The organism is uncultured Campylobacter sp., assembly GCF_947255105.1.
Classification (GTDB): domain Bacteria; phylum Campylobacterota; class Campylobacteria; order Campylobacterales; family Campylobacteraceae; genus Campylobacter_B.
Genome location: NZ_CAMYFP010000007.1, coordinates 13,024 through 38,909 on the forward strand (window position 1 = coordinate 13,024; position 25,886 = coordinate 38,909).

Genomic DNA, 25,886 nt, shown 5'->3' on the forward strand with positions numbered 1-25,886 from the left:
TTTAAATTTGAGATTTGAATTTGGTAAAGGCTATCTTCTTTTTAAAAGACTTTCCAAACTTGACTTTATCTCTTTGCCCTCTAAAATAGCATCTATCTCTGTGGCAATTGGAGTGTAGATTTCATATTTTTTGGATATCTTTACAACTGCTTTGGTAGTCCAAACTCCCTCTGCAACTTCGCCAAGCTCATCTAAAATTTCATTAAGCTTTTTGCCCTTTGCAAGGGCGTAACCAACTCTATAGTTCCTAGAAAGATTGCTTGAAGCTGTCAAAAAGAGATCTCCAGCGCCACTAAGTCCTATAAAGGTCTCATCTTTTGCGCCAAAAAACTTACCAAAACGGCATATCTCAACAAGTCCTCTTGCTATTAAACTAGCTCTTGCATTGTTGCCAAGAGCCAAGCCATCGCAAATTCCACTAGCAATAGCTATGATATTTTTATAAGCACCGCAAACTTCAGCGCCTATTACATCATCCGATACATAAGCTTTCATAAATGGTGGAAAAAGAAGAGCAAAATCATCTGCTGTTGTTTTGTCTTTGGAGCTTATGACTACAGCGCAAGGAAGCTTTTTAAGCACCTCTGTGGCAAATGATGGGCCTGAGAGATAGGCTAAATTTTTGCTATCAATCTTTTCTTCCAATATATCATTTAGAAATTTAGTGCTTTTTACATCGATTCCTTTTGATGCGATTAAAAATTTTTGATCTTTTCTAAAGTTATTTTGACTAACCCACTGTCCAATGGCTTGTGCTGCTATTGCAACTATAATATACTCAGCGTTCAAAGCCTCTTTTTGAGTTACAAAGCCATCAATATCGCGTTTTGTCCTTGAAGATATGACTATATCTTTATGGTTGATTTTGATTGCGTTATATAGAGCTAGCCCCCATTTGCCAGCTCCTATGACTGCTATTTTCAAATTTTTTGCCTCAAAAGCTCATTTACCTTTGCAGGGTTGAATGCTCCTTTGCTAGCCTTCATAACTTGACCTACAAAAAAGCCAAAGAGTTTATCTTTGCCACTTTTATACTCCTCTACTTTGTCGGCATTTTTGGCAAGTACCTCATCAATAACTTTGATAATGGCCTCATCATCACTAACTTGCTTCAATCCAAGCTTATCTATAGCCTCATCAACTTCTACGCTGTTTTCCATAAGATAGTCAAGTATATCTTTGGCAGCTCTTTGTGAAATAGTGCCATCTTCTATCCTCTTTAAAAGATGTGCCATTTTTTTGCTATCAACTGGCGAGTCTTGTATCTCAACACCACCTTTAAGCCTTGATAAAAGCTCAACACTTAGCCATGTGACACAAAGTCTTGGCTCAATACCGGCCTCTAGTAGGTCCTCAAAATATCTTGCCATCTCATAACTAGAGATGATAACTCCCGCATCATACTCTGTTATTCCATACTCTTTGATATAGCGCTCTTTTTTCTCTTCTGGAAGTTCATTTATAGCTCTTCCCTCTTTCAAAAGCTCATCTGTAAAGACTACAGGAAGCAAGTCAGGATCTGGAAAATAGCGATACTCGGCACTATCTTCTTTACTTCTCATAGATCTTGTAGTTAAATTTGAGGTATCAAAAAGTCTAGTCTCTTGAATGATATCTCTATCATATCTACCATCATTCCAAGCTTCAATTTGACGCTCCATCTCAAACTCTATCGCCTTTTGCACAAATCTAAATGAGTTTAAGTTTTTTATCTCAACTCTTGTATAGAGCTTTTTATCGCCCTTTGGTCTAATGGAGACATTGACATCACATCTAAAACTGCCCTCTTGCATATTTGCGTCACTTATATTTAAAAATCTCAAAATTGAGTGTAGTTTTTTAAGGTAAGCAACCGCCTCATCACCACTTCTTAAATCCGGCTCACTAACAATCTCCAAAAGTGGAACACCTGCTCTGTTTAGATCAACCAAACTATCACTGCTCTCATGAACGTTTTTACCGGCGTCTTCTTCAAGGTGGGCTCTAGTTATACCAACTCTTTTTCTCTTTTTATCGCCATCTTCTTCAACCTCTATAAAAAGCTCGCCATGCTCTACTATTGGTCTGTTAAATTGTGAAATTTGATAGGCTTTTGGAAGATCTGGATAGAAGTAGTTTTTTCTATCAAAAACTGAGCTTTGATTGATGGTTGCATTTATCGCTGTTCCAAAACTTATAGCTTTTTTAACCGCCTCTTTGTTAAGCACTGGTAAAGCTCCTGGCAAAGCCAAACAAACTGGGCAGACATTGCTGTTTGGTTCGCTTCCAAACTCAGTTGAGCAAGAACAAAAAATCTTGCTTTTTGTATTTAATTGACAATGAACCTCAAGACCTATTACTAACTCAAACATATAAATTCCCCTAACTCTTTTCTCTTTTTAGTTTTTGGTTGCTAATTAGCAGTTTTACTATAACTACAGCTATAAATCCTGGCATAAGATAGAACAAAAGCAGATAAATACTCATTAGATGAATACTTAGTGCGACTCTTACCATGCCACTAAATAAGAGTCCGTATGATGCTCCAAGTAAAAAATATAAAATTTTAAAGATCCATCTACTGCTCATCAATAAGAACTGCGCCGGCTAAATAGACATATGTAAGTATCATAAAGATGAAAGTTTGTAATATGGCCATAAAAGTTAGCAATGCATATGGAACCATAGGAACAATCCAAGGCACAAGTGTTAGCATAACCAATAAAAATAGATCATCTCCCTTTATGTTTCCAAAAAGACGGAAAGATAGAGAGACAACTCTTGAAAAGTGTGAAACAATCTCTATGACAAAAAGAAGCGGTGCCAATATCTTTGATGGACCTGAAAGGTGTTTGATGTAGCCAAATATGCCATTTACCTTAATGCCTTGATAGTGATAATAGACAAAAACACAAACAGTCAAAGCAAGTGTCAAAGTAAGGTTGGCAGTAGGTGACTCAAAGCCCGGTATCATACCAATGCAGTTACCCAAAAAAACGACAATACCAAGTGTTGCAACTAAAGGTAGGTATTTTCTAGCAAGCTCATCGCTACCCATAACATCGCGTCCCATTGCCATAACGCCACCTAAATATGCCTCTACAATGTTTTGAAAACCTCTTGGAACAAGTTGCATGGAGCGTGTTGCCATATGTGCTATAAAAATTGCAATAGCAACTACCAACAAGAAGTGAAACAGATAGATAAACGTATGATTGTAAGTAAATAGACTACCGGCAAAGAGAAAAATTTCTTTTAACATTTGATAACCAACTTTCATTAAGATATTTAAAAGCCCAATTTTATCAAAAATTTGGTTAAATTTAATTTAAAAGCTCTTTTTATATAAGGGTTTGGAAAAAAGGAGATATTGTGAAGATACTATTTGCTGCAAGTGAGCTGAAAAACAGAGGTGGAAAGGAGCTTAAATTTGAGCTAAACAAACTCTTTTTAAATGAGATATCTCCTCTTAGAAAAACTCTCATAGCAGAGTATTTTGAGGCTCTAAAGATAGAAAAATATAAAAAAGAGATGCTTAAAAACTATGATGAGAAAGAGATAGACTTTAAAATACTTTTGCCAGCCATAGAAAGATATGAAGGAGTTGCCTATAAGGCGCTTGATTTTGCAACTCTAACTAAAACTCAAAAAGAATTTTTGCTAGAAAAAACAGTGATATTTTCAAATCTCTTCGGAGTGCTTCTTGCAAAAGATGAGATTCCCTACTATCACCTAAGACAAGGAGCGACAATTGGCGATGCCAATCAATACAAACTCTACCAAAAAGAGCTCAAAGAGCCTTTGGATAGAGCTTTTAAGGATAGTTTGATAGTAGATCTAAGACCTATCTTTTATGACAAAATTTATCTTTTAAAATATCCACACATTACATTTAAGTTTTATAAAAATGGAAAAATTCAAAGCCATTATGCAAAGTTTTACCGAGGCGAGCTACTCCGTCAAATAGCAATAGAGCATCCCCTTACAAAGGAGGCTGTTATAAACTTAAAGCCAAAGGGACTAAGGCTCATTGAGATTATGCAACTTGGTATAAAAACTCAGCTAAATTATGAGATTATTTAAAGGCCTTTATAAATAGCACTATTATCATAAAGCCAACGACAGTTAAAAAGAGCTTTTTAATAACTTTGGCTTCCATCTTCATAACCATATTTGAGCCAGTAAAACCTCCAGCTATCTGCCCAACAGCCATAACAACTCCAGCCACCCAAAGTATCTCAACTCCTGCCATAAAAAAGGCGATTAGTGAGACGATGTTTGAGATGAAATTTAACACTTTTGCCTGTCCAACAGCCCTCTTTATAGAGTATCCAAGAATTCCTACTATCGCAAATGTCCAAAACGAGCCAGTTCCTGGTCCAAAAAATCCATCATAAAAACCAAGTAAGAAGCCAAAAGAGATGTAAAATATCATAGGTTTTAGGAGTGGATTTTTCTCAACTTCGCCAAGAGATGGCGAAAAGAGCGTGTATAAAAATATTGCGCCAAGCATAAAAGGCACCAAGTAGGACAAAAAGCTAGGATCTAAGCTAGCAACTGTGGTAGTTCCGATAAATGCACCAATAAATGTAAAGAGTATTGCAAGCCAAATCTCTTTTAAATTTACAAGTTTTTTAACAACGAAATTTAGAGCTGCTGTGAAAGTTCCAAAACTACCTTGAAATTTGTTTGTAGCCAAAGCAACGTCAGCTGGCACTCCAACTGCTATTAGAGCTGGCAAGCATATAAGTCCGCCGCCTCCCGCAATAGCATCTATAAAGCCACCGCTAAAGGCTGCCAAAAAAAGTAACGCGTACTGCCATAGTTCAAATTCCATCTTCTCTCCTTAAGCTACTTAAAAGAGCTAAATTCTACTCAAATTTAAATAAATTTACTCACTTTAGTGCTAAATTTGAGCCTTTGAAGTGTCATTTTTTAAAAGGCTCTCTATCTCTTTGCTCTGTCCTAGCCTATAAAGCGCAAAATCATATCTTATCGGATCTGCCATGTCATAGCTCCTTAGTGCATTTGTAAGCTCCAAAACTGCGTCAAAATCATATGTTTTGCGACTCATTAGCCCAAGTGCAAGAGAGGTTTTGTGAGTATGAACATCAAGCGGAATCAAAAGATCTTTTTTATCAAGTTTTTTAAAAAGCCCCATATCAATGTCGCTACTACGCACCATCCAGCGAAGATACATATTGTATCTTTTGTATGGTGACTTTGGTTTTTTATCAAAACTTTTTCCAAAAAAGAAGCTGTAACCATCACTACTATAGGAGTTTAGTTGCTCTATTTTTTCTATTAGAGTGGCTATGCCATCAACCATATTCCCCTCTTTGTTAAAGCCCTCCAAAACAGTCTCCTCTATGCTAAAACTCTCTTTTAGGCGTCTAAAAGTTACAAAAATCTCAGCCACATCGCGCAAGCTTTGGAAGCGGTATTTGTGAGTAGTTAGAGTTTTTCGTATAGTCTCTTCGCTTAAATTTAAAAGAGCAAAGTCAAGTGAGTTTAGAAATTTAACTATATTTGCAGCATTCCCATAAGAAAAAAGAGCACAAATTAGCGCAATAAGCGGGTCATTATATCTTCTTGCAACTTGCAAAGGATCTGGCTTTGCAAAGAGGTTTTCATCGCAGTTTTTAAGCTCTGCGTGATAGTCTAAAAGCTCTTTTAAATCACTCATAATAGCTAAGCGTTGTCCTTCCAAATCTCTTTGATTTTTTGAGTCTAAATTCTCCGATAGTCTCACTAAACTCCACCTTTGAGCTGTGTTCTATCACTATAAAAACAGCTCTTTTGTCCTTTAAAGAGGCGATAAATTTATTGACCCTCTCATAAATATCGCAAAAGCCGCTTCTTAAGTCAAATGGCGGGTCGATATAGATGATAAACTCTTCATCTTCTTCTAAGATAGAGGCTATTTTTTGGAAAAAATCGCCATTTATAGCAATCAAACGACTATCTAAATTTCTAAAGTTTTTTTGCAATATCTTAAAAGCTTTTTCATCTTTTTCGATAGCATAAGCTCTCATTGCGCCGTTACTAAGCGCACTTGCTGCCATTATCCCGCTGCCTCCAAAGCCCTCTATAAAAACTCTATTTCTAAGCTCATCTCTCAATGAGTCAAAAAAGGACTCTTTTACCCTATTTTTGGTGCTTCTAGTTGTAAGAAGCGGTGGAATTTGAAGCTTTTTTCCTTTTAAAAATCCACTTGTGATGTAGTTAAAATAGTTATCCATTTTGCCTCTCTTTTAAAATCGCCATAACTCTATCTTTAAACTCATCAAAAAGCGCCTCTATCTCTTCTTGTGCGTCTCTACTTGGCTTTACCACCTCTTTGCAATAAAAGTTATCTAACGCCTCTAAAAGCTGCTCCTTGCTAAAGGGGATATCGATATATTGTGACTCATGTGATATGAGAAATAGAGGTTTTTCGCACTCTTTATAGACATCGCTTATAACAAACTCAAAATCATCATCAATATACTCCTTTAAAAAAAGCTCCAAGCTCCTTTGAAGTATCTCACACTCGCACTCTATCTTAACTCTCATACTACCTCTTTTCAAAATGTATCATCTTAAATTTATCGCCAAACTCATAAAGTAGCCTTTTTAACTGCAAAGTGCCATTTTTATATGCTAGCTCGCCCTTAGCAGCCAAAAGCTCCATAACTTCGCTTGCCCCAAACTCTATCAAAGCCAGCGGTTGGCTCATAAATGCAACCTTTCTAACTCCTTTGTTCTTGCAAAACAAAGATGAAAGCAGTGAGAAATTTAGATCATAAGTTATATCACTTTTTCCAAAAAACTCATTTAAGTCCTCTATCTCAAAAAAGTTATAAACATTGTGATTTTTATAGACCCTTAGGCTAAAATCCCCTCTTGGCTCCCACTCCCCATAATCAAAGGTTATAAAGTCAAATTTGGCCCTGTTTTTGCAGCAGTTTTTTATAAATTTTTCCAAACTTAGTGGCAACTCGCCTTTTTTTATGCCGTAAGTTATAGCGAAATTTAGACACTCTTTATCTGTCTTTTGCCAAACTAACTTACCATTTTTAACATAAGCCATAAGACCATCATTAAAAAGCTCACACTCAAAGCTATCAAAAAGTTCATTTGCAATATAAATAGCGCTTTTAAACTCCATCTTTTCTACACTATCAAGCCACTTTATCTCGATCTCATCGCCAAATTTGGAGTGTAAAAACTCCTGCTGAAGTTCTTGGAGTTTTTTGTGTGGCTCGATGATAATAAAGTTAAATTTATCTCTTAAATTTGGCATAAAAGCATAAAGCCCTTGAATGATATCTGCCATCAAATAGCCCTCATTTGCCCCTATCTCTACCAAATTTATCTTGCCGTCATACTTATCTTTTAGGGAGTGAATTTTTTTAGCAACAGTTGCACCAAAAAGGCTTCCAACACTTACAGCCGTATAAAAGTCGCCATCTTTGCCAATTTTGGCGTAGTTTTGATAGTAATTTGTGTGAAGCCACTCTCTAAAATAACTGCTAAATTTTTCCAAAATCTGCTCTCTCTTTTGCTATCTTAATGGCGGTAAATTCCATTTTTTGTAGTAGGCAACCATACGCCACAAAATACCAAAGCCCATCAAAACAAAGAGTGCGAACAAATTTGTCAGCCCAAAAAGATGCAAAATATAGTAGATAAAGCCAACACTCATGCTAATCGTGCCATAAAGCCCCGTTTTTAAAAACCACGGAACTTGATTTAGCAAGATATCTCTAAATATGCCGCCGCCTACTCCATTGATAAAGGCTACCATTATTACGCCAAAGATATTTAGCCCATATTCCAAAGAGACCATTGAACCAACTATAGAAAAGCAGATAACATCGATAGCATCGGTAAATATAAAGATAAAGCTCTTATCAAGTTTTTCACGTTTTTGATGAGCTTTTAAGATATAACCTACAAATATCATCACCAAAACAATCACAATAGGCATATAGTGAGTAAAAGAGTAGATAGCTCTTCCAACTAGCACATCTCTTGCAACTCCGCCACCAAGAGCAGTTAGAAACGCTGCCAAAAAAATCCCAAGCCAGTCGCACTTCTCTTTGACGCCAAAAAGATAGCCACTAAGCGCTGCAGAGGCGATACCGATATATTCAGTGATTAATATAGCGTCCATTCTAGCCTTTTTAAATGTTTCGCATATTTTACAATGGTTAGCTGTGAATAAATTTAAACAAAATTAAGGCTCTTGCCTTTATAGCTAGTAAATTTAAAGCTTTTGATTCTATTGAAAATTGCTAAGATCTACCTTGCAACTATCATCGCTCATTTGGCACTTTTGTTGCTTTTTGTGCTGTTTTAATGGCTCTTTTTTAAAGTTGCAACTTTTATCTTTTGAGTTACACATTTGCTCTTTAGAATTACAGCCATTTTTAAATTTCTCAGAGTTGCACATTTTATCTTTCATACAATTTTTCTTAAAAGAGCCACAATCTCTTCTAAACTCCTTTTTGCTGCAATTACAATCATTGGCTCTGTTGCATGAAAACTCTTGCGCTGTCAAATTTAGAGCAAAAAACAGAGTTAGTGCCAATAAAACTCTCTTCATCTCTTCTCCTTAAGTTAAATTTCAAAGAGTATAAAGTAAGTTTCATAAGAAAAAGGTAAATGACTATAAAATCTTTTTTTGACAACTTGTTAAGTTTTAAAAACAATTAAGAGTAGAAATTTAGATAATTTTTCACTCTCAATAGCTATTATATTTAATAATACTTTTAATTTATTGATATTATAATATCAATATTTTTTTAAAAAGGATATGAAATGAAGCATATTTTTAAGCTTTTTTTACTAATATCTTTTGTTCTAAATTTCGCTTTAGCAAAAGATGTTTTAGTTGTTGGGATTGAAAACGAATCAAGCCGTTTAAATCCTTTATACGATGAGGATCACGATCCAGCTTTAAGCCTACTTTTTTCAGGTCTTACAAAACACGATGAAAATACAAAAGTAACTCCTGATCTTGCAAAAAGTTGGGAAGTAAGCAAAGATGGGCTAACTTATACATTTGATCTAAGAGATGATGCTTACTGGCATGATGGAGTTAAATTTACCGCCCAAGATGTTAAATTTACAATAGAAAGTGCAAAAGATAAAAAACTAAATGCACCTGCTATTTCAAACTATGAAATGGTAAAAGATGTTGAGATTTTGGGTGATTATAAGATAAAAGTTACACTTGATACACCTTTTCCACCATTTTTAGATGCGCTAAGCTTTGGAATACTTCCTAAACACTTACTAGAAGGCAAAGATATAGCAACTTATCAATTTAACGATAATCCTATCGGAACAGGACCTTATAAATTTGTAAATTGGAAAAAAGGCGAAAGCATAGAATTCGTAGCAAATGATAAATTCTATAAAGGCACTCCAAAAATTAAAAAAGTATTTTTAAAAGTAGTTCCTGATGCAAATGTTAGATTAATGCAACTTAAAAGCGGTGAGCTTGATGCTGGACTAATTGATTTTAGCGGTGTTGAAATGGCTAAAAATAGCAAAAATTTAAATATCTTAAAGTTTAAAAGTGCTGATTATAGAGCTTTGATGTTTAATTACAATAATGAAATTTTAAAAGATAGAGATGTTAGAGTTGCGCTAAATTATTTTATAGATAAAAATGATATGGTAAAAACACTACTTCACACTCACGGAAGTGTTGCAAACAACCCTATTGAAAATTTTATAAAAAGCGATAAAGTTTATGAGTTTAACCCTAAAAAAGGTGATGAAATTTTAACAAAAGCTGGTTGGAAAAAGAACAAAAAAGGTATTTATGAAAAAGATGGTAAAACTTTAAGTTTTGAAATTTACAGCTTTAATTCAGATCCTTTAAGAGTTGCTATGTCAAAAGTTATAAGCTCTGAACTAAACAAATACGGCGTTGATGCAAAAGCTTTTGCAAAGCCAAAAACTGCATTTAAAATAAGCAAAGTTGATAGCTTTTTAATTGGCTGGGGAAGTCCGTTTGATCCTGATTTTCACACATATAGAATTTTTGGTGGCTTTGCAGATAGTGATATAAATGAAAACGGCTGGAACTATAGTCACTACAAAGATGCAAAAGTAGATGAAGCTCTTAAAAAAGCAAGAAGCACTCAAAACTTAGAGGAAAGAAAAGCTTATTATAAAGAGTTTTTAGATGCACTTTATGAAAATCCTCCTTATATTTTTATCGCATATCTAGACTACAATCTAGCATATAATAAAAATTTAACTGGCATAAAAACACAAATTTTAGGTCACCATGGTGCAGGATTTTTATGGAATCTAGAAGAGTGGAACTTTAAAAATTGATAAGTTTAATCTTAAAAAAAGCAGCCTATAGCATTGGGCTGCTTTTTGTTTTATCATTCTTAGTTTTTTCACTGCTTTATTTTTTACCAGGCGATGTAACAAGTGCGATGTTTTCACGTCCTGAAGCTATGTCGCAAGCTATGAAAAATCAAATTTTAGCAAATTTAGGGCTAGATAAAAGTCTTATTACGCAGTATGTTTCTTGGCTGAAAAATGCTTTAAATTTAAATTTTGGAAAAAGTTTTGTAAGTGGTGAAGATATCTATGAAATGTTTAAAACAAGGCTTGTTAATAGCATAATTTTATTAATTTTTGCATCATTTTTTATATTTGTATTTTCGCTTATTTTAGGACTAATAAGCGCTGTTTTTAAAAATAAATTTATCGATACTTTTATAAATTTAACAACTTTTTCTTTAATGTGTATGCCAAATTTTTGGTTAGGTCTAATATTTATCTATGTTTTTAGTATAGCTTTGGGTCTACTTCCAAGCTCAGGAGCTAATTATCTTGGTGTTAGTGGAATTAGCCTAAAACACGTTATTTTACCTCTTTTTGCGATTGTTTTACCGCATCTTGCTACAAGTGTTAAATTTATAAGAGATATTATAATCTCAAACCTAAACACAGACTTTATCCAAACTCTTTATGCAAGAGGGATAAAAAATATTCAAATTTATCGTCTTGCGCTGTTTAGTTCAATGAGTGATATTGTGCGCTATTTTGGGACTATGATTGGTGGCGTTTTTGCAGGAAGTTATGTCATAGAAAGCGTGTTTTCATATCCTGGCATTGGAGAATTAGCACTTAAATCAATAATAGCAAAAGACTATCCTGTAGTACTTGCAGCTATTTTACTAAGTGCTATTTTTGTAATTTTGGCAAATTTAGCGGCTGAAATTATAGCAATTTTAATTGATAAGAGAAACTATGCGAAATAAAATTATACTCTTTATTACTATAATTTTAGTAATTTTAGCTGTTTTTTCAAGCTTTATAGCACCTTTTAATCCAAATTTAAGTGATTTTTCTAACACAAATTTAGCGCCTAACTCAACTCATTTTTTTGGAAGTGATTTTTTAGGGAGAGATATTTTCTCAAGAACACTTTATGGACTTAAAAACTCACTTATAATAGGAGTAATTGCCGGATTTATCGCAACAATAATTGCGTTTTTATACGCTTCACTTAGTATTATAAAACCTTTGCAAAATAGCTTACAAAGCGGAATTGATGCGTTTTTAAGCATACCAAATATTTTATTTATCCTAACTTTTGCCTCAATTACTGGCGGTGGGATTATAAGTATAATTTTAGTAATTGCACTTTTTTCATGGATGAGCTCAGCAAAAGTTTTTATAGGTCGCATAAACTTACTTTACCAATCGCCATTTATAATCCAATCAATGAGCCTTGGAGCTAGCAAATTTAAAGTTTTATTTTATGAAGTATTGCCAAATTTAAAGGGACTTTTTTTATCGCTTTTTGCCATAAACTCAGCTCATGCGATTTCACACGAAGCCACACTTAGTTTTTTTGGAATGGCTGGGGATTTAAATATGATAAGTTTGGGACTAATGATAAATGAAAGCACAAATGCTCTTTTTATGGGAGCTTGGTGGGTTGCATTTTTTCCTGGATTTATGCTATTTTTACTAATTTTTTGCATAGTTTCCATAACGCCAGATGACAAAGGCATAAAGATATGATTGAAATTTCAAATTTAAATCTTTTTTATAAAAGAGTGCAAATTTTAAAAAATATTGATTTTACAATGCAAAAAAATGGCTGTGTTTGTATAATGGGCGAAAGTGGAGCTGGAAAGTCAATGTTTGCAAAAAGTTTCATAAAACTCTTTGATGATGAATTTAAGCTAAGTGCAGATAAATTCAGTGTTTTTCAAAATGATATTTTATCCTTAGATGGTGAAAAACTAAGAGAGTTTAGAAGTAAAATTTGCGCTCTCGTGTTTCAAAATGCAAAGGCAAGTTTTCATCCACTTTTAAATGTTGGAGATAATTTTAATCTATATCTTAAAGACCGCATAAGCGAGCCTAAAAAAGAGGCTTTTGAAGTTCTTGAAAAGCTTTTATTTGATGATTTAAATTTGCTTTGGCATAAATTTCCGTATGAGTTAAGTGGTGGTGAAGCAAGTAGAGTGCAAATCGCCATAGCACTTTGTCTAAAACCAAAAGTTTTGATTTGTGATGAGATAACAGCAAGCCTTGATGCACAAAATCAAAAAAGCATAGTAAAAATCATAAACTCTCTTAAAGATGAACTTCAAATTTTATTTATAACTCATCAAAAAAATGTGGCAAATGCAGTAGCAGATGAGTTTTATACGATGCAAAATGGAGTTTTAAAAAATGCTTGAAGTTAAAAATGTTGATAAATTTTATGATTTTAAAGAGCATATAAACAAAAAAACAGAAAAAATTCAAGTCCTATATGATATAAATTTCAGCCTTGAAGATGGAGACAATCTAGCAATTTTAGGCGTTAGTGGAAGTGGAAAAAGTACATTAGCAAATTTGCTAAGTGCAGTAGAAAAGCCAACAAATGGCGAAATTTTATTAAATGAAGAAAACAAGAATCTAAATAAAAAAATTTCACTTATCATGCAAACTCAAAAACTTTGCCTAAATCCGATACTAAGGATAAAAACAAGTATCAATTTACTAAAAAAATACTTGCATTTAAAATTTAGTGATAATGATGTAAAAAATTTATTTGAAACTTTAAATTTAAATCAAGAAATATTACAAAAATTTCCTCATGAAATTAGCGGTGGCGAGGCAAGTAGGATAGGCATTTTAAAAGCTCTATTGATTAAACCTGATATTTTAATTTGCGATGAAATAACCGCTGGACTTGATGAGGAGAATAAAAACTCAGTCTTAAATATTTTAAAAAAAATAAAACAAAGCATTATTTTTATAACACACGATTTAGAGGCTGCAAAAGAAATTTCAAAAAATGTCCTTATTTTAGAAAAAGGAAAAACACTGTTTTTTGGCAAATTTAGCGAACTTCAAAATAGTGAAATTTTGGATAAATTTAGCCAAGATTAAAAAATTTTAAAGCTGTAATAAGTCAAAAAAAGATAAAATAAAATTAAATTTTAACAAGGAGAATAGATGAAAAATTTAATCTTTACAGCTCTTATTGGAGTTGTTTTTTTGTGTGGATGTGCAAGTGAGAGCCAAAGAGCAATAAGCGTTCCAAAAGTTGCCATCGCAAATACAAATTATAGTGGCCAAAAAGTTTCTGTTTCTATAGGCAGGTTTTCAAACCAAAGCTCTTATAATAATGGAGTTTTTAGCGATGGCGAAGATAGACTTGGCAACCAAGCTCAAACTATCCTAATAACTAGCTTACAACAAACTGGTAGATTTGCGGTTTTAGATAGAACAAATTTAAGAGCGATGAAAGAAGAAAGCGCAATTAGCAAAAAAGCTCAAAACTTAAAAGGCGCAAAATATGTAATAACAGGCGATGTTGTTGAGTTTGGCAGAAAAACTCATGGAGATCATCAGCTATTTGGGATTTTAGGTAGAGGAAAAACACAAGTTGCCTACTCAAAAGTAAATCTAAATGTCGTTGATGTAAGCACTTCAGAAGTTGTTTTTTCAGCTCAAGGTGCAGGAGAGTTTGAACTATCAAATAGAGAAGTTATCGGCTTTGGCGGAACTGCTGGATATGACTCAACACTAAATGGAAAAGTTTTAAGTCTATCAATTAATGAAGCTGTAAATAACCTTGCAAGTGCGATAGATAGTGGCGAGTGGAAAATAAAATAATGAAAAAATATATTTTTCTTGTTTCAATGGCCATCTTTTTTGTAGGTTGTGCAACAAAAAATCAAAGCATTTATTACTGGGATGGAACTTATGCAAAGTCTGTTTATGAATATACAAAGCAAGATGGTGATATAAACGAACAAATTGCAAATTTAGAAAAATTGATTCAAAAATCATACGAAAAAAATAAGCCTATTGCACCAGGAATTTATGCTCATCTTGGGCTTTTATACTCAAATTTGGGAAATCACGGTAAGTTTATTAGCTACCTTGATAAAGAAGCACAGCTTTATCCTGAGTCAAAAATTTACATCGAGTTTTTGAAAAAATCAAACAAAGGCAAAAAAGATGAAAAATAGCATTTTTATAACTTTGATATTATCTTTTATTTTTGTAGGTTGCGCTAAAAAGCCTGAAATTTATGACTACTCGGCATTTTTGGAGTCAAAACCAAAATCAATTTTAGTTGTAATGCCAACAAATGAATCAGTTGATATAAAAGCTTCTCCTGCTATGCTTGCAAATGCAACTATGCCTTTGGCTGAGGCTGGATATTATGTATTTCCTGTGGCTTTAGTAAATGATACTTTCAAATTTAATGGAGTATATGATGCAAATGATATTAAAAACATCCCTTTAAACAAGCTTCAAGAGATCTTTGGCGCTGATAGTGTGCTTTATATAAATATTACAAAATATGGCACAAGCTACGCTGTTTTAAATAGCCAAACAGAGGTAGAAGCAGATGTGATACTGGTTGATCTAAAAACTGCAAAAATTCTTTGGGACAAGCAAGTTTTGGCAAGGTCTGACTCAAGCAATAGCGATCAAGGGCTTATTGGTATGCTTATAAGTGCGGTAGTTAGCCAGATAGCAGACACATTGAGCGATGCTGGATATGATATGTCAATAATTGCTTCAAATGCAGTTTTTGCCACCGATTGTAATGACTGCATACTAAAAGGACCTCGCTCACCAAGTTATGGGCAAGATCTACAACTAACTAAAGATTAAATTTCACCTAAATAGTCAAAAATTGCATAGTTGATCCTCTCTATAAACAAGAGAGGATTGACACTTACGCCATTTATAGTAATTCCAAAATGAAGATGAGCTCCGCTAACTCTACCAGTTGCGCCACTTAGTCCAATAACCTCTCCCCTTTTTACCTTTTTGCCTAACTTGGTTTTGATTTTGCTTAGGTGATAATACTGCGAATAAATCCCGCCGCCATGGTCTATGACAACAGATTTTCCTGCATAATATCGCTCTTTTGCAAGGACAACTACGCCATCATTTGAAGCAACTACTTTTGAGCCAACAGCTGCTCTAAAATCAACTCCTGAGTGGTAACTCTTTAAGAGCCCATTAAAAACTCTCGCATTGCCAAACTCAGAGGTTATAGTTGAGTCCATCGGTTTTATAAATTTATCTTTAAAAAGAAATTTTTTGGTAGTTTTTGCATAGAGCAAAGATGCCTCTTCAAACTCCTTTTTTATCCTTTTTTCAACCTCTTTTGGAGGCTTAATCTTGCTTTTATCAACTACAACTTTCTCTTTTTTATAATCCCCCTGCTCTATCTTCAAAACAACCTTTTGGCTTTTTTGATTTAGCAGATGTTCTACAACTACTTCGCCTTTTTTGTAGTAATGAACAGGCACGATAGCAAAGCAATAATCACTATTTATAGGGCTTTTTATCCACTCAATCTGCCTACCATCTAAAAAAAGCTTGCCGCTATTTTGACACTTTATAGAGAGTATTTTGCTATCGCCATTTATAATGGAAGTTGCAAAAAGAAGTGGCGCAAAAATAAGACTTAAAGCTACTTTTCTAAACATATCTCACCTAAATTTCAATTTGTTTTGATTGTAACAAAAATAGACCAACAACCATATTTTTTGCCGATTTTCAAATTTAGATGAGCTTTTAGGGGAATTTCAATGATAAAAATTAAATTTATTGATATAATATCAAAATTAGTTTATTTAGAAGGATAGAGATGAAAAAAATACTTCTTAGTCTTAGTCTGTTTTTGTGTGGTACCTTTGCAAGTGCCGATATCATTCAAGATCAACAGCTGTATGCAAGTATGAATGCAATTAAAGCCTTTGCTTTTGATAACAACAGAAGCATTGATAGCTATTTGATAAAACGTGCTAAAGCGGTTGCAATTCTTATGGATGTTAGAAAAAATGGAGTCATCGTAAGCAAGAGTAGTGGAAAAGGTGTTTTTAGCATGAAAGCCGACAATGGCGAGTGGAGCAATCCTATTATGCTAAGATACAAAGGTTATGGCTTGGGACCTCAACTAGGTTTTGCCGCTGGCGATGTGATAGTTCTTTTTAACACTTCTGAGTCATTTAATGGACTTTTCAATGACAAAGATTATATCTCAGCAAATGTCGCTGCTGCTATTGGTAGTGCTGGAGCAAAGTCTGGTTCTGCGACAGATGTTCCTGAGCTAACTGCTTGGGCAGTTGCACCTGGCAAAATAAATGGCGCCTATGTTGGTGCAAGTATTGATGTAGGAAGAATTTCTATAGATAGACAGGCAACTTATGATCTTTATGGAAGAATGTATACATATGAAGATATCTTAAATGGTTCACCAAAAGAGACAAAAAATCTTAAATTTTTCAAAGAGACACTTACAAAATATCTAGGTGATGCACAATATTACAAAGACTCACCAGCCAATCCAAAAGAGTATAAAGTAACTCCTAGAGGAAGAAGCGAACTAAAATAACAGTAGCGGAGAAAACTCTCCGTTACCTTACCTATATCGATATCTCTTTTATATCTGCAATCTTCAAAAACGCCTTATATATAGAGCCAATTAGCGCTACTCTATTTGCCTTGACTCTCTTATCATCGACATTTATCATAACATTATCAAAGAATTTATCTATCTCATTTTTCAATGAAAATAGCTGGTCAAGATACTCTTTGGCATCTGTGCTGTCTAAATGCAACTGACTAAATTTCTCATATAGCTCTCTTTCGTAGTTAGAGCTAAAAAGAGTCTCATCAACATCACATATCTCTTCATCTCTTAAAATATTTGCAACTCTTTTAAAGGTATCAAAGTTCTTTTCAAAATCCTCTTGAGAAACTATCTGCATAAGTGCATTGATAGAGCTATCCAAAGTCTTGATATCGCTTTGCTTACTACTAATTACAGCCTTAATAATGGATGGATTGGCTTCATAAAAAGTATATAATCTATCCAATATAAAACTCTTAAGCTCTTCTAAATTTAGCCCACTATACTGATAAGATATGGCTTGAAAAACTCTGTCTAGGTCAAAATTTATCCCTTGATCAAGGACTATTTTGATAATTCCACTAGCCGCTCTTCTTAATGCATATGGATCTTTGTTACCTGTTGGAGTTTTGCCTACACTAAAAAGCGCTGCAAGTGAGTCTAGCTTGGTAGATATAGCAACAATGGCACTAAAAAGTGCTGTTGGTAAAAAACTATGTTTTCCATCTGGAAGATATTGCTCTTTGATAGCTCTTACAATCAATGGATGTTTGCCATTCGCCGCTGCATAATATGAACCCATAATGCCTTGCAACTCGCTAAACTCGCCCACCATCGCACTGCTTAAATCAGCCTTGCTAAGCATAACAGCCTCACTCAAAGCCTCTTTATACTCACCACCAAACTCCTCTTTAAGCTCCTCGTCATAAAATCCTGCCAATGCAATGGCAATCTCTTTCTCTCTTAAACTCTTGTCATAAAGCGATCCAAGCTCTTTTAGATAGGTTATATTTTTTAGAGGTTTGGCTTCAAAAGGTGAGTTTAGATCCAAATCATAAAAAAAGATAGCATCACTTAGTCTTGCTCTCAAGACCTTCTCATTACCCTTTACAATAAGACTTTTGTCATCTGTAATGGCGTTGCTTACTACAACAAAACTGTTACTTAACTTGCCATTTCTAAAGGTTGGAAAATATCTTTGATTTTCTCTCATTGAAGTTATTATCACCTCTGTTGGCAATCTCAAAAACTCCTCTTGAAATTTACCAATAAGCGGAGTTGGATACTCTGTAATTGCGACAACCTCTTCTAAAAGATCTTCATCTATCTCGATCTCTACGCCATTTTCTTGCTGTATCTTAGAAAAACCATTGATGATGAGCTCTTTTCTCTTCTCTCTTTCAAGCACGACTCCATTTTCTAAAAGTAGCTTGAAATACTCATCTGTAGTGTTAAATTTAACAGGAGAGTAGCCATATGAGCGGTGTGGCAAAAATGAAAGTGATGATTTAACACCATAAAGCTTCATCTCAACAAGAGTATCATCCAAAGAGACAACCAAAGAGCGAATTGGTCTAATGAAACTATACTCGCCATCGCCCCATCTCATGGATTTGCCAAAGCTTAAAGAGGCTAAAAACTCTGATATCATCTCTTTTAAAAGCTCTCTTAACTCTCTTCCCTCTTTTGTCTTTTCAAAATAAAGCACCTCTTTGCCATCAATCTGCTTAAATACAAGCTCGCTCTCATCTATGCCACACTTTTTGGCAAAACTAAGCGCTGCTTTGCTCCACCTTCCATCTTCAATGGCGATATTTTTTGGAGCACCTGTCTTTATCTCAACAAAATCTTCCTGTTTTTGGGCTATATCTTTGTGATAAATAACCAATCTTCGCGGCGTAAAATAGAACTCAAACTCACTTTTCAAAGAATTTTTTTCTAAAATATTTTGCCACTTAACCGCTATGTTTTTCTCTTCGTTTAAAAACGGAATTGCGGGGAGCTCTTCAACTCCAATCTCAATCAATAACTTCATTTTTATTCCTATCTTTCTTTAAATTTTTCTCTTCTCTTTCTCTGTGTCGCTCCAACATCTGTTTGTTAAAGCCAACCACCATAAAGATCATAAACAAGACAAAAAGCCCAATCATAACTACATCAAAAATTCGCACCTACTATCCCTTGAAGCTCGCCCTTATACTCGTTGATATAAAGTGAGTTAAATTTATAATAGCCATCTTTTAGTTTGGCAATTTTATTATAAACTCTTAGTTTGCCATAATTTGTATAAAGATAGCCTTTTTTAAACTCGCCCTCCAAGCCACTTATCACATCACCAACTTTTGCCTCTTTTAACTGGCTTGGCTTTAGCAAAAACTTATCAATGTTGGCTCTGCTTTTTTGTGAAATTTTATACTCTTTTATCTCTAAATTTCCCATAAAATAGTCAATATCTCCAACCTCTAGGTCCAAAATATCGCCAACTTTTAGCCTCCTCTTTTGCCTATCAAAGAGATAAATTCCTCTCTTGCCATCAAAAAGAGCATAACCATCTCTATCTGCAAATACAACAGCTACATTTTTTAGTAAAAATGGCGTCTTTAAACTTGGCTTTTGATAGAGCTCTTCTATGCTTTTTTCTTCTACTTTAGTAAATTTATCCTTGGTTGTGATGATAAAAAATAGTCCATAATGGTCTGAGATGGGCTTTTTAGCCTCAAAATATCTATCTGGAAGATATCTTTTTAGACTAAACTCTTTATAACAAAGCTCGCCCTCTTTAAAAAAGTTTTTACTCAAAAATATATGATCAATCGTTCTACCAGATCTATGAGAGCTTGAAATTTGAGCCTTTTTACTCCAAAGATTTGTCCCAATTTGGACTGAATGGAGCATAAAATTATCTCGTTTATAGTCCATATTAAAATCGCCCAAAATTATATTGTAGCTATTTGGACTATTTTTAACTGCTCTCTCTAAGGTATTTAGAGCAGCTATTCTTTGCCATTTTGGGTTTTTGGCAGCTGGAAAATGAACGTTAAAAAGGCTAAATTTCACACCTTTAAATTTGAAATCAACTCTTAATATATCTCTAGTTTTGACATTTGCAACGGTTATTTTTGAAGATGACAAAGCCCTATTTTTGCTAATAATTCCAACTCCAAATGGCGAAGTTTTGCTCTTTGTAAAGTAGGAAAAATCATATCCGCTTTTTTTGGCAATCTCTTTTAAAACTCTTTCATTTTCTATCTCTTGAAGTGCGACAATATCGGCATTCATATCCCTTATGTAGCTTGAGACTAAAGTGAGCTTTTGGAGATATTTTGAGTTGTTCCAGTTTGATTTGCCAATGACAAAATCCCTATACTCTGTGCCATCATTTTTGCCATCAAAGAGATTTTCTACATTAAAAGTTGCTATCTTTAGCTCCGCTCCAAAGGCAAAAATTGCCATAAATAGTGCAAAAATTACTCTCATAAATCAAACTCTTTGTAATTTTGTCTAATAGCCTCATAGCCTATAATTCCAACCGACATTGCCAAATTTAGGCTTCTGCCCTCTTTTTTCATCGGTATTGTTATTAGTCTATTTTTGTCTAAATTCATCAACTCATCTGGAAGCCCAAAACTCTCAGATCCAAAAAATATAAAATCCCCATCGCTAAATTTAACATCAAAATAGTTCTTATCGCCCTTTGTAGTTGCAAACCAAAAATGCTCTTTAAACTCTAAATTTGCCTCTAAAAACTGCTCTAAATTCTCCCAAATTTTAGGATCGAGCCTTTTCCAGTAGTCAAGTCCTGCTCTTCTTAGGGATTTTTGAGTTATCTCAAAAACTATTGGCTTTACGATATGCAGCTCAAATCCAGCATTTACACAAAATCTTCCAATTGCTCCCACATTTTGTGGAATACGCGGATGGACTAAAACTATCTTAAACATCAAAAAACCACAGTTTTGTTGTTGTAGACAAAGATTCTATCATCAAGCACCAGGTCAATTGCGTGAGAGAGGACACTTTTTTCTACATATTTTCCAGCCTCTCTCATCTCTTCCCAACTCATCTCATGATTTATCCTAACTACATCTTGCGAGATAATCGGTCCTTCATCTAAGTTATCATTTACAAAATGCGCCGTTGCACCGATAATCTTAACGCCTCTTTGATGAGCTTGTTTGTATGGATTGGCACCGATAAATGCAGGCAAAAAAGAGTGATGAATGTTGATAATCTTGCCATCATACTCTTTTATAAATTTAGGCGATAAAATTCTCATATATTTTGCAAGGACGATATAATCTAGCTCATATTTGCTAAGCTCTTTTAGCACCAGCTCTTCGTGAGCCTGTCTATCTATATCTTTTGCGCTTACAAAGTGATATGGAATGCTAAATTTTTCGGCAAGTCCTTTTAGGTTGTCGTGGTTTGAGATGATACACTTTATGTTGGCATCTATCTCTTTACTATAAAACTTAATAAGTAAATCCCCAAGACAGTGCGCCTCTTTGGTTGCAAGTATGGCGATATTTTTTAGCGATTTTTTATCAAGATAGATGTAACTATCTTTTGGCAAACTATCTGCTATCGCCTCTTTTACGCCGCCTACTTCAAAGTCACTCTCTGCTTCAAAAACTGCCCTAAAGAAAAACTTGCCATACTCTCTATCGACAAATTCGTGATTGACAATTATGTTTAAGCCAAACTCGTAAAGCACCTTTGTAATCTTATAAACAAGCCCTTTTTCATCTTCGCAACTTATCTTTAGTATAAATTTATCCATTTTTTAGTTCCTTTAAATAGTTTTCTATCTCTCTATCAACTCTTCTTTCCAACTCTTTGGCAATCTCATCTTTTACAAAGCCCTCATTTATAACAGAGGCGCTTTTTATCCTGCTTTTAAACTTGCTCTCATAAACTCCAAGTGCCTTTGCACGCTCAATTCTCTCATCCGAGTAGCAGCCAAGCCACTCTTTAAGCGGCTTTTGAAGTGCAGTTTTGACAAGATCAAAGTCGGTTGCTTTTTGAAAAAAAGGCTCACTTAAGAGCGATTTATAGCGCTTTGAAAGACCAAGTTTTTTTAAAAAAGCCTCCATATCAAGCTTTAGAGTATTTACAAAAATATAGAGAAAAAGTCGCTCATCTTTTACAAATTTTCTTGCGTCATCTATAAATTTGGCAATATAACTGCTCTTTTTTTCATCTAAATTTATGCCAAATAAAAACTCAATAATCCCAAGCCTAAACAAAAGCATAAGTCCATGACCTTGATAAGTAGCACCAAAGAGCTTAAGCAACTCCGCTTTTATGCGCTCTTTGCTTAAATCCTCCAAACTAATGCTTCTTAAAAGGGCTATATTTTCCACCTGCAAATTAAATCTACTTGCAAACTGAACCGCCCTTAAGACTCTTAAACTATCCTCCACAAAGCTCTTCTCATCAACAACTCTTAAAATTCTATTTTTTATATCTAAAATACCACCATAAAAATCCAATATATTTTTGTTAAAGATATCAATCATAATGGCATTGATGGTAAAATCCCTACGCCTACTTGCGCTCTTTTCATCATTGCAGAGCCAAACGTCAAAACCTCTATGTCCCTTTGAGACCTTGCTTTCACTGCGTGGAAGTGAGAGATCAAAGTTTTTATAGCGATAAACAAAAAAGCTCTTGCCAACACCTTTTGCGCCAATCTCACTCATCAACTCTTCAAATTGCGATAAGCTCAAATCATAAATTTCTATATCAATATCATCTGAGTCGATACCCAAAAAACAGTCTCTTACAAAACCGCCGACAAAATAGGCTCGCTTTGTAAATTTGGCAATTTTATTTTTAAGATAGAGAAATTCGCTATTTTGATAGATCTTCAATTCTATTGGCAATTGTTGCAAGCAAAAACTCCAAAAATTTGATATTTAACTCAAGCCTAGCCTCTATATCTTTTTTATCAAAATAGTTAAGCCCCTCAAAAAGCACCAAAAGTCTCTCATTGATGGCGGTCAAAAACTCAATCTCATCCAAATGGCTTTCATCATTTGAAACTTCGTTTTTTTCTGGCTTTAAAGATGGTGCCTCTTTTTCTAACAGTTCTTTGTCTAGCTCTTGTTTTTTGGAAAGTTCCTCCAAAAGTATCTTTGTCATCTCTTCAATCATAATCTTATAAGCCACTCTTTAAATTCTTTTTTATTCTCTAAAAAAAGCAAAAGCATCTCTTTGTTGAAATTTAACCTCAACTTAGCAATATAATAGAGTTTTTTTATCTCAAAATCATCGCTATAAAGCTCTCTTAATTTAGCGTAAATTTCAAGTGCCGCTTTTATATTGCCTCTTTTTTCAAGCTCTTTTGCTATGCGTAAATTTTCACTCTTCATCTTCTATATAGCTACTAATGATTGAACCAATCTCATCGGTAGAACAGATCTCTTTGGCATCGTAGTTTGATATATCCTTGGTTCTATATCCTTCTGAGAGCACCTTTTCTACAGCCCTTTCTATAGCATCAGCTGCTTGAGTTTCGCCAAATTGATGTCTTAACATCATAGCAGCACTTAAAATTGTAGCAATAGGGTTTGCAATGCCCTGTCCTGCGATATCTGGCGCACTTCCATGGATTGGCTCATAAATTCCAACCCTGCCGCCAATACTTGCACTTGGCAAAAGTCCGATAGAACCACAAATCATACTTGCCTCATCGCTCAAAATATCGCCAAATAAATTTTCAGTCAAAATTACGTCAAACTGCGATGGATTGCGGACTAACTGCATTGCAGCATTATCAACATACATAAACTCCAAAGTAACATCTTTATACTCTTTTGCAAGCTCTTCAACAACTTCACGCCAAAGCTCACTACACTCCAAAACATTTGCTTTATCAACAAGAGTAACCTTTTTTTCTCTTTTTTCTGCAAGCTCAAAGGCGATCTTGGCAACTCTTAAAATCTCATCTTTGCTATATCGCATTGTATTTATTGCAACATCGCTGCTCTTGCTCCTTGGCTCTCCAAAATAAAGCCCACCTGTTAGTTCCCTAACAACGATAAAATCAATCCCTTTTATAACTTCTGGCTTCATAGTAGAGGCATTTACAAGGCTATCAAAGGCAAAGGCTGGACGCAAATTTGCAAATGCTCCAAGCTCTTTTCTAAGCTTAAGTAGTCCGCTCTCTGGTCGTAAATGTCTTGGCAAAGAGTCCCATTTTTCGCCACCAATTGCGCCAAAAAGCACTGCATCGGCATTTTTAGCAGCATTTAAAGTCTCAGCTGGCAAAGGCTCTCCATAAATTTCAATAGCCTCTCCGCCCATCAAAAAATAGTCATAATTTAGCTCGAAATTAAATTTAGAAGCTGTAGCGTCAAGAACTTTTATCGCCTCATCGACAATCTCAGGACCAACTCCATCGCCCTTTATAACACAAATACTATACTTTTTCATAAAAATTTATCCTTACTCTTTTATAAGTTTTTTTGCATAATTTATAAGACCGCCACTCTTTAGCAACTCCTGCATAAAAGGCGGAATTGGCTCAAATTTATACTCTTGCTTTTTGGTAATATTTTTGATAATTCCACTATCCAAATCTATCAAAAGCTCATCTTTTTCATCAATTTTATCACTCTCTTTACACTCTAGGATAAGAAGACCGGTATTGAAACTATTTCTATAAAAAATTCTAGCAAAAGACTTAGCTATCACAGCCCCAATTCCAGCGGCTTTTAGAGCTATTGGTGCATGCTCTCTACTGCTTCCACAGCCAAAATTTTCTCCTGCTACTATGATATCTCCCTCTTTTATCTTGGATGAAAAATCGCTACAAGCATCTTCCATGATATGTTTTGCAAGTATATTTGCATCGGATGTATTTAAATATCTTGCAGCTATTATGATATCTGTATCAATATTGTCGCCAAACTTCCAAACCTTAGCCATAAATTTCCTCTCATAAAAACTTTAATCTTGCATTTTATCTAAAATTATATAAATTAATAATCAAACAGAACCAAATCCAAAAAGTTTAAATTTAAATGGCTAAAAACCATCAAAAATCCTAATGGCCAGCATATAAATAGCTGTAGAAGCAGCAATACTTACAAGTGGATTTTTAAATTTAAGCTCAAAGAAAAAGGCGCTAATTAGAGCTAAAAAGATAGCAACCCAAGAAAAGAGGCTCTTTTTTCCATAACTCCCAATGAGTAAAAAATAAGCACAACCATTATAAACAAGCCCATATTGTGCTGTAAAAATATCAAAATTTTGTTTTTGGTATGTTTTTTTAAAAAAATATAGGGCAAAATTCGCGTAAGATAGGTAGCAAGATCTGCTGTTATCATAGCAAGAAGCAGCATTAAATTTGAAGAGTGTGGCAAAATATCTTCACCAAGCCAATTAAACATAGCCGCCCTTTCTTAAGCTAAGAAGAGTAATTAGTCCAAAAAATAGTGTCACAATCAACATATACTCTTTAGGAAGCCCAACAAGCCCAAAAACTCCAAAAAATATCCCTAAAAAGAGTATTTTGTAGTTTTTGTTATTTTTAAAAAGCTCAATAGAAAGCACCACAAAAAGCGCTGTAAGAGTAAATTCAATTCCACTATAATCAACATCCAAACTCTTTCCAACAACAATGCCTAAAAGCGCACCACAAATCCAATAAATATGGTTAAAAAGCGCAACCAGAAAGTAGGTTTTATCGCTATTTTTATCTCTATCCAAGCTCTTTAAAAGAGCAAACCTCTCATCAGTTAGTGCAAAAATAATATAGTGTTTAAATTTGGATTTAGGAAGTTCACCAAGTAAAGAGAGTGTATAAAAAATATGTCTGAAATTTATTATAAAACTTGCTACAAATATACTCAATAAATTTGCCCCGCCAGCTATCAAGCCAACTAACAAAAACTGACCACTACCAGCATAGACAAAAAAACTTGAAAGTATCAAAAACCACGAGGAATGCCATAATTTACACCAAGCAACGCATAAGCCATGCCAAGCGGTA

34 protein-coding genes are annotated in these 25,886 nt (G+C 34.3%); 10 read left to right on the forward strand and 24 right to left on the reverse strand.

All coding sequences use genetic code 11. The features are described 5' to 3' along the window. Nucleotides 1-30: 30 nt before the first annotated feature. From Q0X52_RS04895 to Q0X52_RS04910, 4 genes are read right to left on the reverse strand one after another with little or no spacing between them, the layout of a single operon-like run. The gene (locus tag Q0X52_RS04895; RefSeq protein ID WP_297575569.1) at nucleotides 31-924 is read right to left on the reverse strand and encodes an NAD(P)H-dependent glycerol-3-phosphate dehydrogenase; all 894 of its coding nucleotides are present in this window, start codon (nucleotides 922-924) and stop codon (nucleotides 31-33) included. Continuing rightward, nucleotides 921-2,351, reverse strand: coding sequence for an Asp-tRNA(Asn)/Glu-tRNA(Gln) amidotransferase subunit GatB (gene gatB, locus Q0X52_RS04900; protein ID WP_297575571.1), 1,431 nt, complete (start codon nucleotides 2,349-2,351; stop codon nucleotides 921-923). The genes Q0X52_RS04895 and gatB overlap by 4 nt, the downstream gene beginning before the upstream one ends. Before the next feature lie 10 nt (nucleotides 2,352-2,361). After that, the gene (locus Q0X52_RS04905) at nucleotides 2,362-2,568 is read right to left on the reverse strand and encodes a hypothetical protein (protein ID WP_297575577.1); all 207 of its coding nucleotides are present in this window, start codon (nucleotides 2,566-2,568) and stop codon (nucleotides 2,362-2,364) included. Then, complete coding sequence (locus Q0X52_RS04910; protein ID WP_297575579.1) at nucleotides 2,558-3,241, reverse strand: F0F1 ATP synthase subunit A; 684 nt, start codon at nucleotides 3,239-3,241, stop codon at nucleotides 2,558-2,560. Before Q0X52_RS04910 ends, Q0X52_RS04905 begins: the two co-directional genes overlap by 11 nt. 110 nt (nucleotides 3,242-3,351) lie before the next feature. Here Q0X52_RS04910 and yaaA point away from each other — a divergent pair, with 110 nt between their 5' ends. Beyond that, nucleotides 3,352-4,062: a peroxide stress protein YaaA gene (yaaA, locus tag Q0X52_RS04915; RefSeq protein WP_297575581.1), complete on the forward strand. Its 711-nt coding sequence runs from the start codon at nucleotides 3,352-3,354 to the stop codon at nucleotides 4,060-4,062. On the opposite strand, the gene Q0X52_RS04920 is transcribed toward yaaA, so the two are convergent. The 7 genes from Q0X52_RS04920 to Q0X52_RS04950 all read right to left on the reverse strand — a co-directional run bounded on the left by Q0X52_RS04920 (nucleotide 4,055) and on the right by Q0X52_RS04950 (nucleotide 8,569). Next, entirely contained in the window at nucleotides 4,055-4,816 is a 762-nt protein-coding gene (locus tag Q0X52_RS04920; RefSeq protein WP_297575583.1) for a TSUP family transporter, read from the reverse strand. The genes yaaA and Q0X52_RS04920 overlap by 8 nt on opposite strands. 69 nt (nucleotides 4,817-4,885) lie before the next feature. Beyond that, nucleotides 4,886-5,665 carry a TIGR02757 family protein gene (locus tag Q0X52_RS04925; protein ID WP_297575724.1) on the reverse strand — a complete coding sequence of 260 codons (780 nt, stop codon included), beginning with the start codon at nucleotides 5,663-5,665 and terminating at the stop codon, nucleotides 4,886-4,888. Beyond that, the gene (locus tag Q0X52_RS04930; protein ID WP_297575585.1) at nucleotides 5,658-6,221 is read right to left on the reverse strand and encodes an RsmD family RNA methyltransferase; all 564 of its coding nucleotides are present in this window, start codon (nucleotides 6,219-6,221) and stop codon (nucleotides 5,658-5,660) included. Before Q0X52_RS04930 ends, Q0X52_RS04925 begins: the two co-directional genes overlap by 8 nt. Next, the gene (locus Q0X52_RS04935; protein WP_297575591.1) at nucleotides 6,214-6,534 is read right to left on the reverse strand and encodes a hypothetical protein; all 321 of its coding nucleotides are present in this window, start codon (nucleotides 6,532-6,534) and stop codon (nucleotides 6,214-6,216) included. The genes Q0X52_RS04930 and Q0X52_RS04935 overlap by 8 nt, the downstream gene beginning before the upstream one ends. Nucleotide 6,535: 1 nt before the next feature. Continuing rightward, the gene (locus tag Q0X52_RS04940; protein WP_297575593.1) at nucleotides 6,536-7,507 is read right to left on the reverse strand and encodes an SAM-dependent methyltransferase; all 972 of its coding nucleotides are present in this window, start codon (nucleotides 7,505-7,507) and stop codon (nucleotides 6,536-6,538) included. 18 nt (nucleotides 7,508-7,525) lie between these two features. Then, on the reverse strand, nucleotides 7,526-8,137 hold the full coding sequence (locus Q0X52_RS04945; RefSeq protein WP_297575595.1) for a TRIC cation channel family protein: 612 nt from the start codon (nucleotides 8,135-8,137) through the stop codon (nucleotides 7,526-7,528). Between the two features lie 108 nt (nucleotides 8,138-8,245). Next, the gene (locus Q0X52_RS04950) at nucleotides 8,246-8,569 is read right to left on the reverse strand and encodes a hypothetical protein (RefSeq protein WP_297575597.1); all 324 of its coding nucleotides are present in this window, start codon (nucleotides 8,567-8,569) and stop codon (nucleotides 8,246-8,248) included. A gap of 215 nt (nucleotides 8,570-8,784) precedes the next feature. Between Q0X52_RS04950 and Q0X52_RS04955 the strand changes: the two genes are divergently transcribed. The 8 genes from Q0X52_RS04955 (at nucleotide 8,785) to Q0X52_RS04990 (ending at nucleotide 15,135) form a co-directional block, all read left to right on the forward strand. After that, entirely contained in the window at nucleotides 8,785-10,317 is a 1,533-nt protein-coding gene (locus Q0X52_RS04955) for an ABC transporter substrate-binding protein (RefSeq protein ID WP_297575599.1), read from the forward strand. Next, nucleotides 10,314-11,258 (forward strand): ABC transporter permease, encoded by a 945-nt coding sequence (locus Q0X52_RS04960; RefSeq protein WP_297575601.1) that lies wholly within the window; start codon nucleotides 10,314-10,316, stop codon nucleotides 11,256-11,258. The genes Q0X52_RS04955 and Q0X52_RS04960 overlap by 4 nt, the downstream gene beginning before the upstream one ends. Further along, on the forward strand, nucleotides 11,248-12,027 hold the full coding sequence (locus Q0X52_RS04965; protein WP_297575604.1) for an ABC transporter permease: 780 nt from the start codon (nucleotides 11,248-11,250) through the stop codon (nucleotides 12,025-12,027). The genes Q0X52_RS04960 and Q0X52_RS04965 overlap by 11 nt, the downstream gene beginning before the upstream one ends. Further along, nucleotides 12,024-12,695, forward strand: coding sequence for an ATP-binding cassette domain-containing protein (locus Q0X52_RS04970; protein WP_297575607.1), 672 nt, complete (start codon nucleotides 12,024-12,026; stop codon nucleotides 12,693-12,695). Before Q0X52_RS04965 ends, Q0X52_RS04970 begins: the two co-directional genes overlap by 4 nt. After that, the gene (locus Q0X52_RS04975; protein ID WP_297575609.1) at nucleotides 12,688-13,392 is read left to right on the forward strand and encodes an ATP-binding cassette domain-containing protein; all 705 of its coding nucleotides are present in this window, start codon (nucleotides 12,688-12,690) and stop codon (nucleotides 13,390-13,392) included. The genes Q0X52_RS04970 and Q0X52_RS04975 overlap by 8 nt, the downstream gene beginning before the upstream one ends. 66 nt (nucleotides 13,393-13,458) lie before the next feature. Further along, nucleotides 13,459-14,121, forward strand: coding sequence for a CsgG/HfaB family protein (locus tag Q0X52_RS04980; RefSeq protein ID WP_297575610.1), 663 nt, complete (start codon nucleotides 13,459-13,461; stop codon nucleotides 14,119-14,121). After that, nucleotides 14,121-14,480 carry a DUF4810 domain-containing protein gene (locus tag Q0X52_RS04985; RefSeq protein ID WP_297575612.1) on the forward strand — a complete coding sequence of 120 codons (360 nt, stop codon included), beginning with the start codon at nucleotides 14,121-14,123 and terminating at the stop codon, nucleotides 14,478-14,480. The genes Q0X52_RS04980 and Q0X52_RS04985 overlap by 1 nt, the downstream gene beginning before the upstream one ends. Next, the gene (locus Q0X52_RS04990) at nucleotides 14,470-15,135 is read left to right on the forward strand and encodes a DUF799 domain-containing protein (protein WP_297575614.1); all 666 of its coding nucleotides are present in this window, start codon (nucleotides 14,470-14,472) and stop codon (nucleotides 15,133-15,135) included. The genes Q0X52_RS04985 and Q0X52_RS04990 overlap by 11 nt, the downstream gene beginning before the upstream one ends. Here the strand turns inward: Q0X52_RS04990 and Q0X52_RS04995 are convergent. Then, nucleotides 15,132-15,962 carry a M23 family metallopeptidase gene (locus Q0X52_RS04995; RefSeq protein WP_297575616.1) on the reverse strand — a complete coding sequence of 277 codons (831 nt, stop codon included), beginning with the start codon at nucleotides 15,960-15,962 and terminating at the stop codon, nucleotides 15,132-15,134. The genes Q0X52_RS04990 and Q0X52_RS04995 overlap by 4 nt on opposite strands. A gap of 161 nt (nucleotides 15,963-16,123) precedes the next feature. On the opposite strand from Q0X52_RS04995, the gene Q0X52_RS05000 reads away from it, so the two are divergent. Continuing rightward, the gene (locus Q0X52_RS05000; protein ID WP_297575618.1) at nucleotides 16,124-16,870 is read left to right on the forward strand and encodes a lipid-binding SYLF domain-containing protein; all 747 of its coding nucleotides are present in this window, start codon (nucleotides 16,124-16,126) and stop codon (nucleotides 16,868-16,870) included. Between the two features lie 31 nt (nucleotides 16,871-16,901). Here Q0X52_RS05000 and glyS read toward each other — a convergent pair whose 3' ends face one another. The 12 genes from glyS to Q0X52_RS05060 all read right to left on the reverse strand — a co-directional run bounded on the left by glyS (nucleotide 16,902) and on the right by Q0X52_RS05060 (nucleotide 25,828). Next, nucleotides 16,902-18,923 (reverse strand): glycine--tRNA ligase subunit beta, encoded by a 2,022-nt coding sequence (gene glyS, locus Q0X52_RS05005; RefSeq protein WP_297575620.1) that lies wholly within the window; start codon nucleotides 18,921-18,923, stop codon nucleotides 16,902-16,904. Then, entirely contained in the window at nucleotides 18,907-19,059 is a 153-nt protein-coding gene (locus Q0X52_RS05010; protein WP_297575622.1) for a hypothetical protein, read from the reverse strand. Before Q0X52_RS05010 ends, glyS begins: the two co-directional genes overlap by 17 nt. Beyond that, complete coding sequence (locus Q0X52_RS05015) at nucleotides 19,046-20,365, reverse strand: endonuclease/exonuclease/phosphatase family protein (RefSeq protein WP_297575624.1); 1,320 nt, start codon at nucleotides 20,363-20,365, stop codon at nucleotides 19,046-19,048. Before Q0X52_RS05015 ends, Q0X52_RS05010 begins: the two co-directional genes overlap by 14 nt. Next, nucleotides 20,362-20,829 (reverse strand): tRNA (cytidine(34)-2'-O)-methyltransferase, encoded by a 468-nt coding sequence (locus tag Q0X52_RS05020; protein ID WP_297575626.1) that lies wholly within the window; start codon nucleotides 20,827-20,829, stop codon nucleotides 20,362-20,364. Before Q0X52_RS05020 ends, Q0X52_RS05015 begins: the two co-directional genes overlap by 4 nt. Next, nucleotides 20,829-21,668: a formyltetrahydrofolate deformylase gene (gene purU / locus Q0X52_RS05025; protein WP_297575628.1), complete on the reverse strand. Its 840-nt coding sequence runs from the start codon at nucleotides 21,666-21,668 to the stop codon at nucleotides 20,829-20,831. The genes Q0X52_RS05020 and purU overlap by 1 nt, the downstream gene beginning before the upstream one ends. Then, nucleotides 21,661-22,782, reverse strand: coding sequence for a CCA tRNA nucleotidyltransferase (locus tag Q0X52_RS05030; RefSeq protein WP_297575630.1), 1,122 nt, complete (start codon nucleotides 22,780-22,782; stop codon nucleotides 21,661-21,663). Before Q0X52_RS05030 ends, purU begins: the two co-directional genes overlap by 8 nt. Then, complete coding sequence (locus Q0X52_RS05035; protein WP_297575632.1) at nucleotides 22,742-23,059, reverse strand: hypothetical protein; 318 nt, start codon at nucleotides 23,057-23,059, stop codon at nucleotides 22,742-22,744. Before Q0X52_RS05035 ends, Q0X52_RS05030 begins: the two co-directional genes overlap by 41 nt. Further along, complete coding sequence (locus Q0X52_RS05040) at nucleotides 23,041-23,262, reverse strand: hypothetical protein (protein ID WP_297575634.1); 222 nt, start codon at nucleotides 23,260-23,262, stop codon at nucleotides 23,041-23,043. The genes Q0X52_RS05035 and Q0X52_RS05040 overlap by 19 nt, the downstream gene beginning before the upstream one ends. Next, a complete protein-coding gene (leuB, locus tag Q0X52_RS05045) occupies nucleotides 23,252-24,325 on the reverse strand; it encodes a 3-isopropylmalate dehydrogenase (protein WP_297575636.1) in 1,074 nt (357 codons plus the stop codon). Before leuB ends, Q0X52_RS05040 begins: the two co-directional genes overlap by 11 nt. Before the next feature lie 12 nt (nucleotides 24,326-24,337). Then, complete coding sequence (locus tag Q0X52_RS05050; protein WP_297575641.1) at nucleotides 24,338-24,820, reverse strand: 3-isopropylmalate dehydratase small subunit; 483 nt, start codon at nucleotides 24,818-24,820, stop codon at nucleotides 24,338-24,340. A gap of 209 nt (nucleotides 24,821-25,029) precedes the next feature. Continuing rightward, on the reverse strand, nucleotides 25,030-25,284 hold the full coding sequence (locus Q0X52_RS05055) for an AzlD domain-containing protein (protein WP_297575643.1): 255 nt from the start codon (nucleotides 25,282-25,284) through the stop codon (nucleotides 25,030-25,032). After that, nucleotides 25,277-25,828: an AzlC family ABC transporter permease gene (locus Q0X52_RS05060; protein ID WP_297575645.1), complete on the reverse strand. Its 552-nt coding sequence runs from the start codon at nucleotides 25,826-25,828 to the stop codon at nucleotides 25,277-25,279. Before Q0X52_RS05060 ends, Q0X52_RS05055 begins: the two co-directional genes overlap by 8 nt. Between the last annotated feature and the right edge of the window lie 58 nt (nucleotides 25,829-25,886).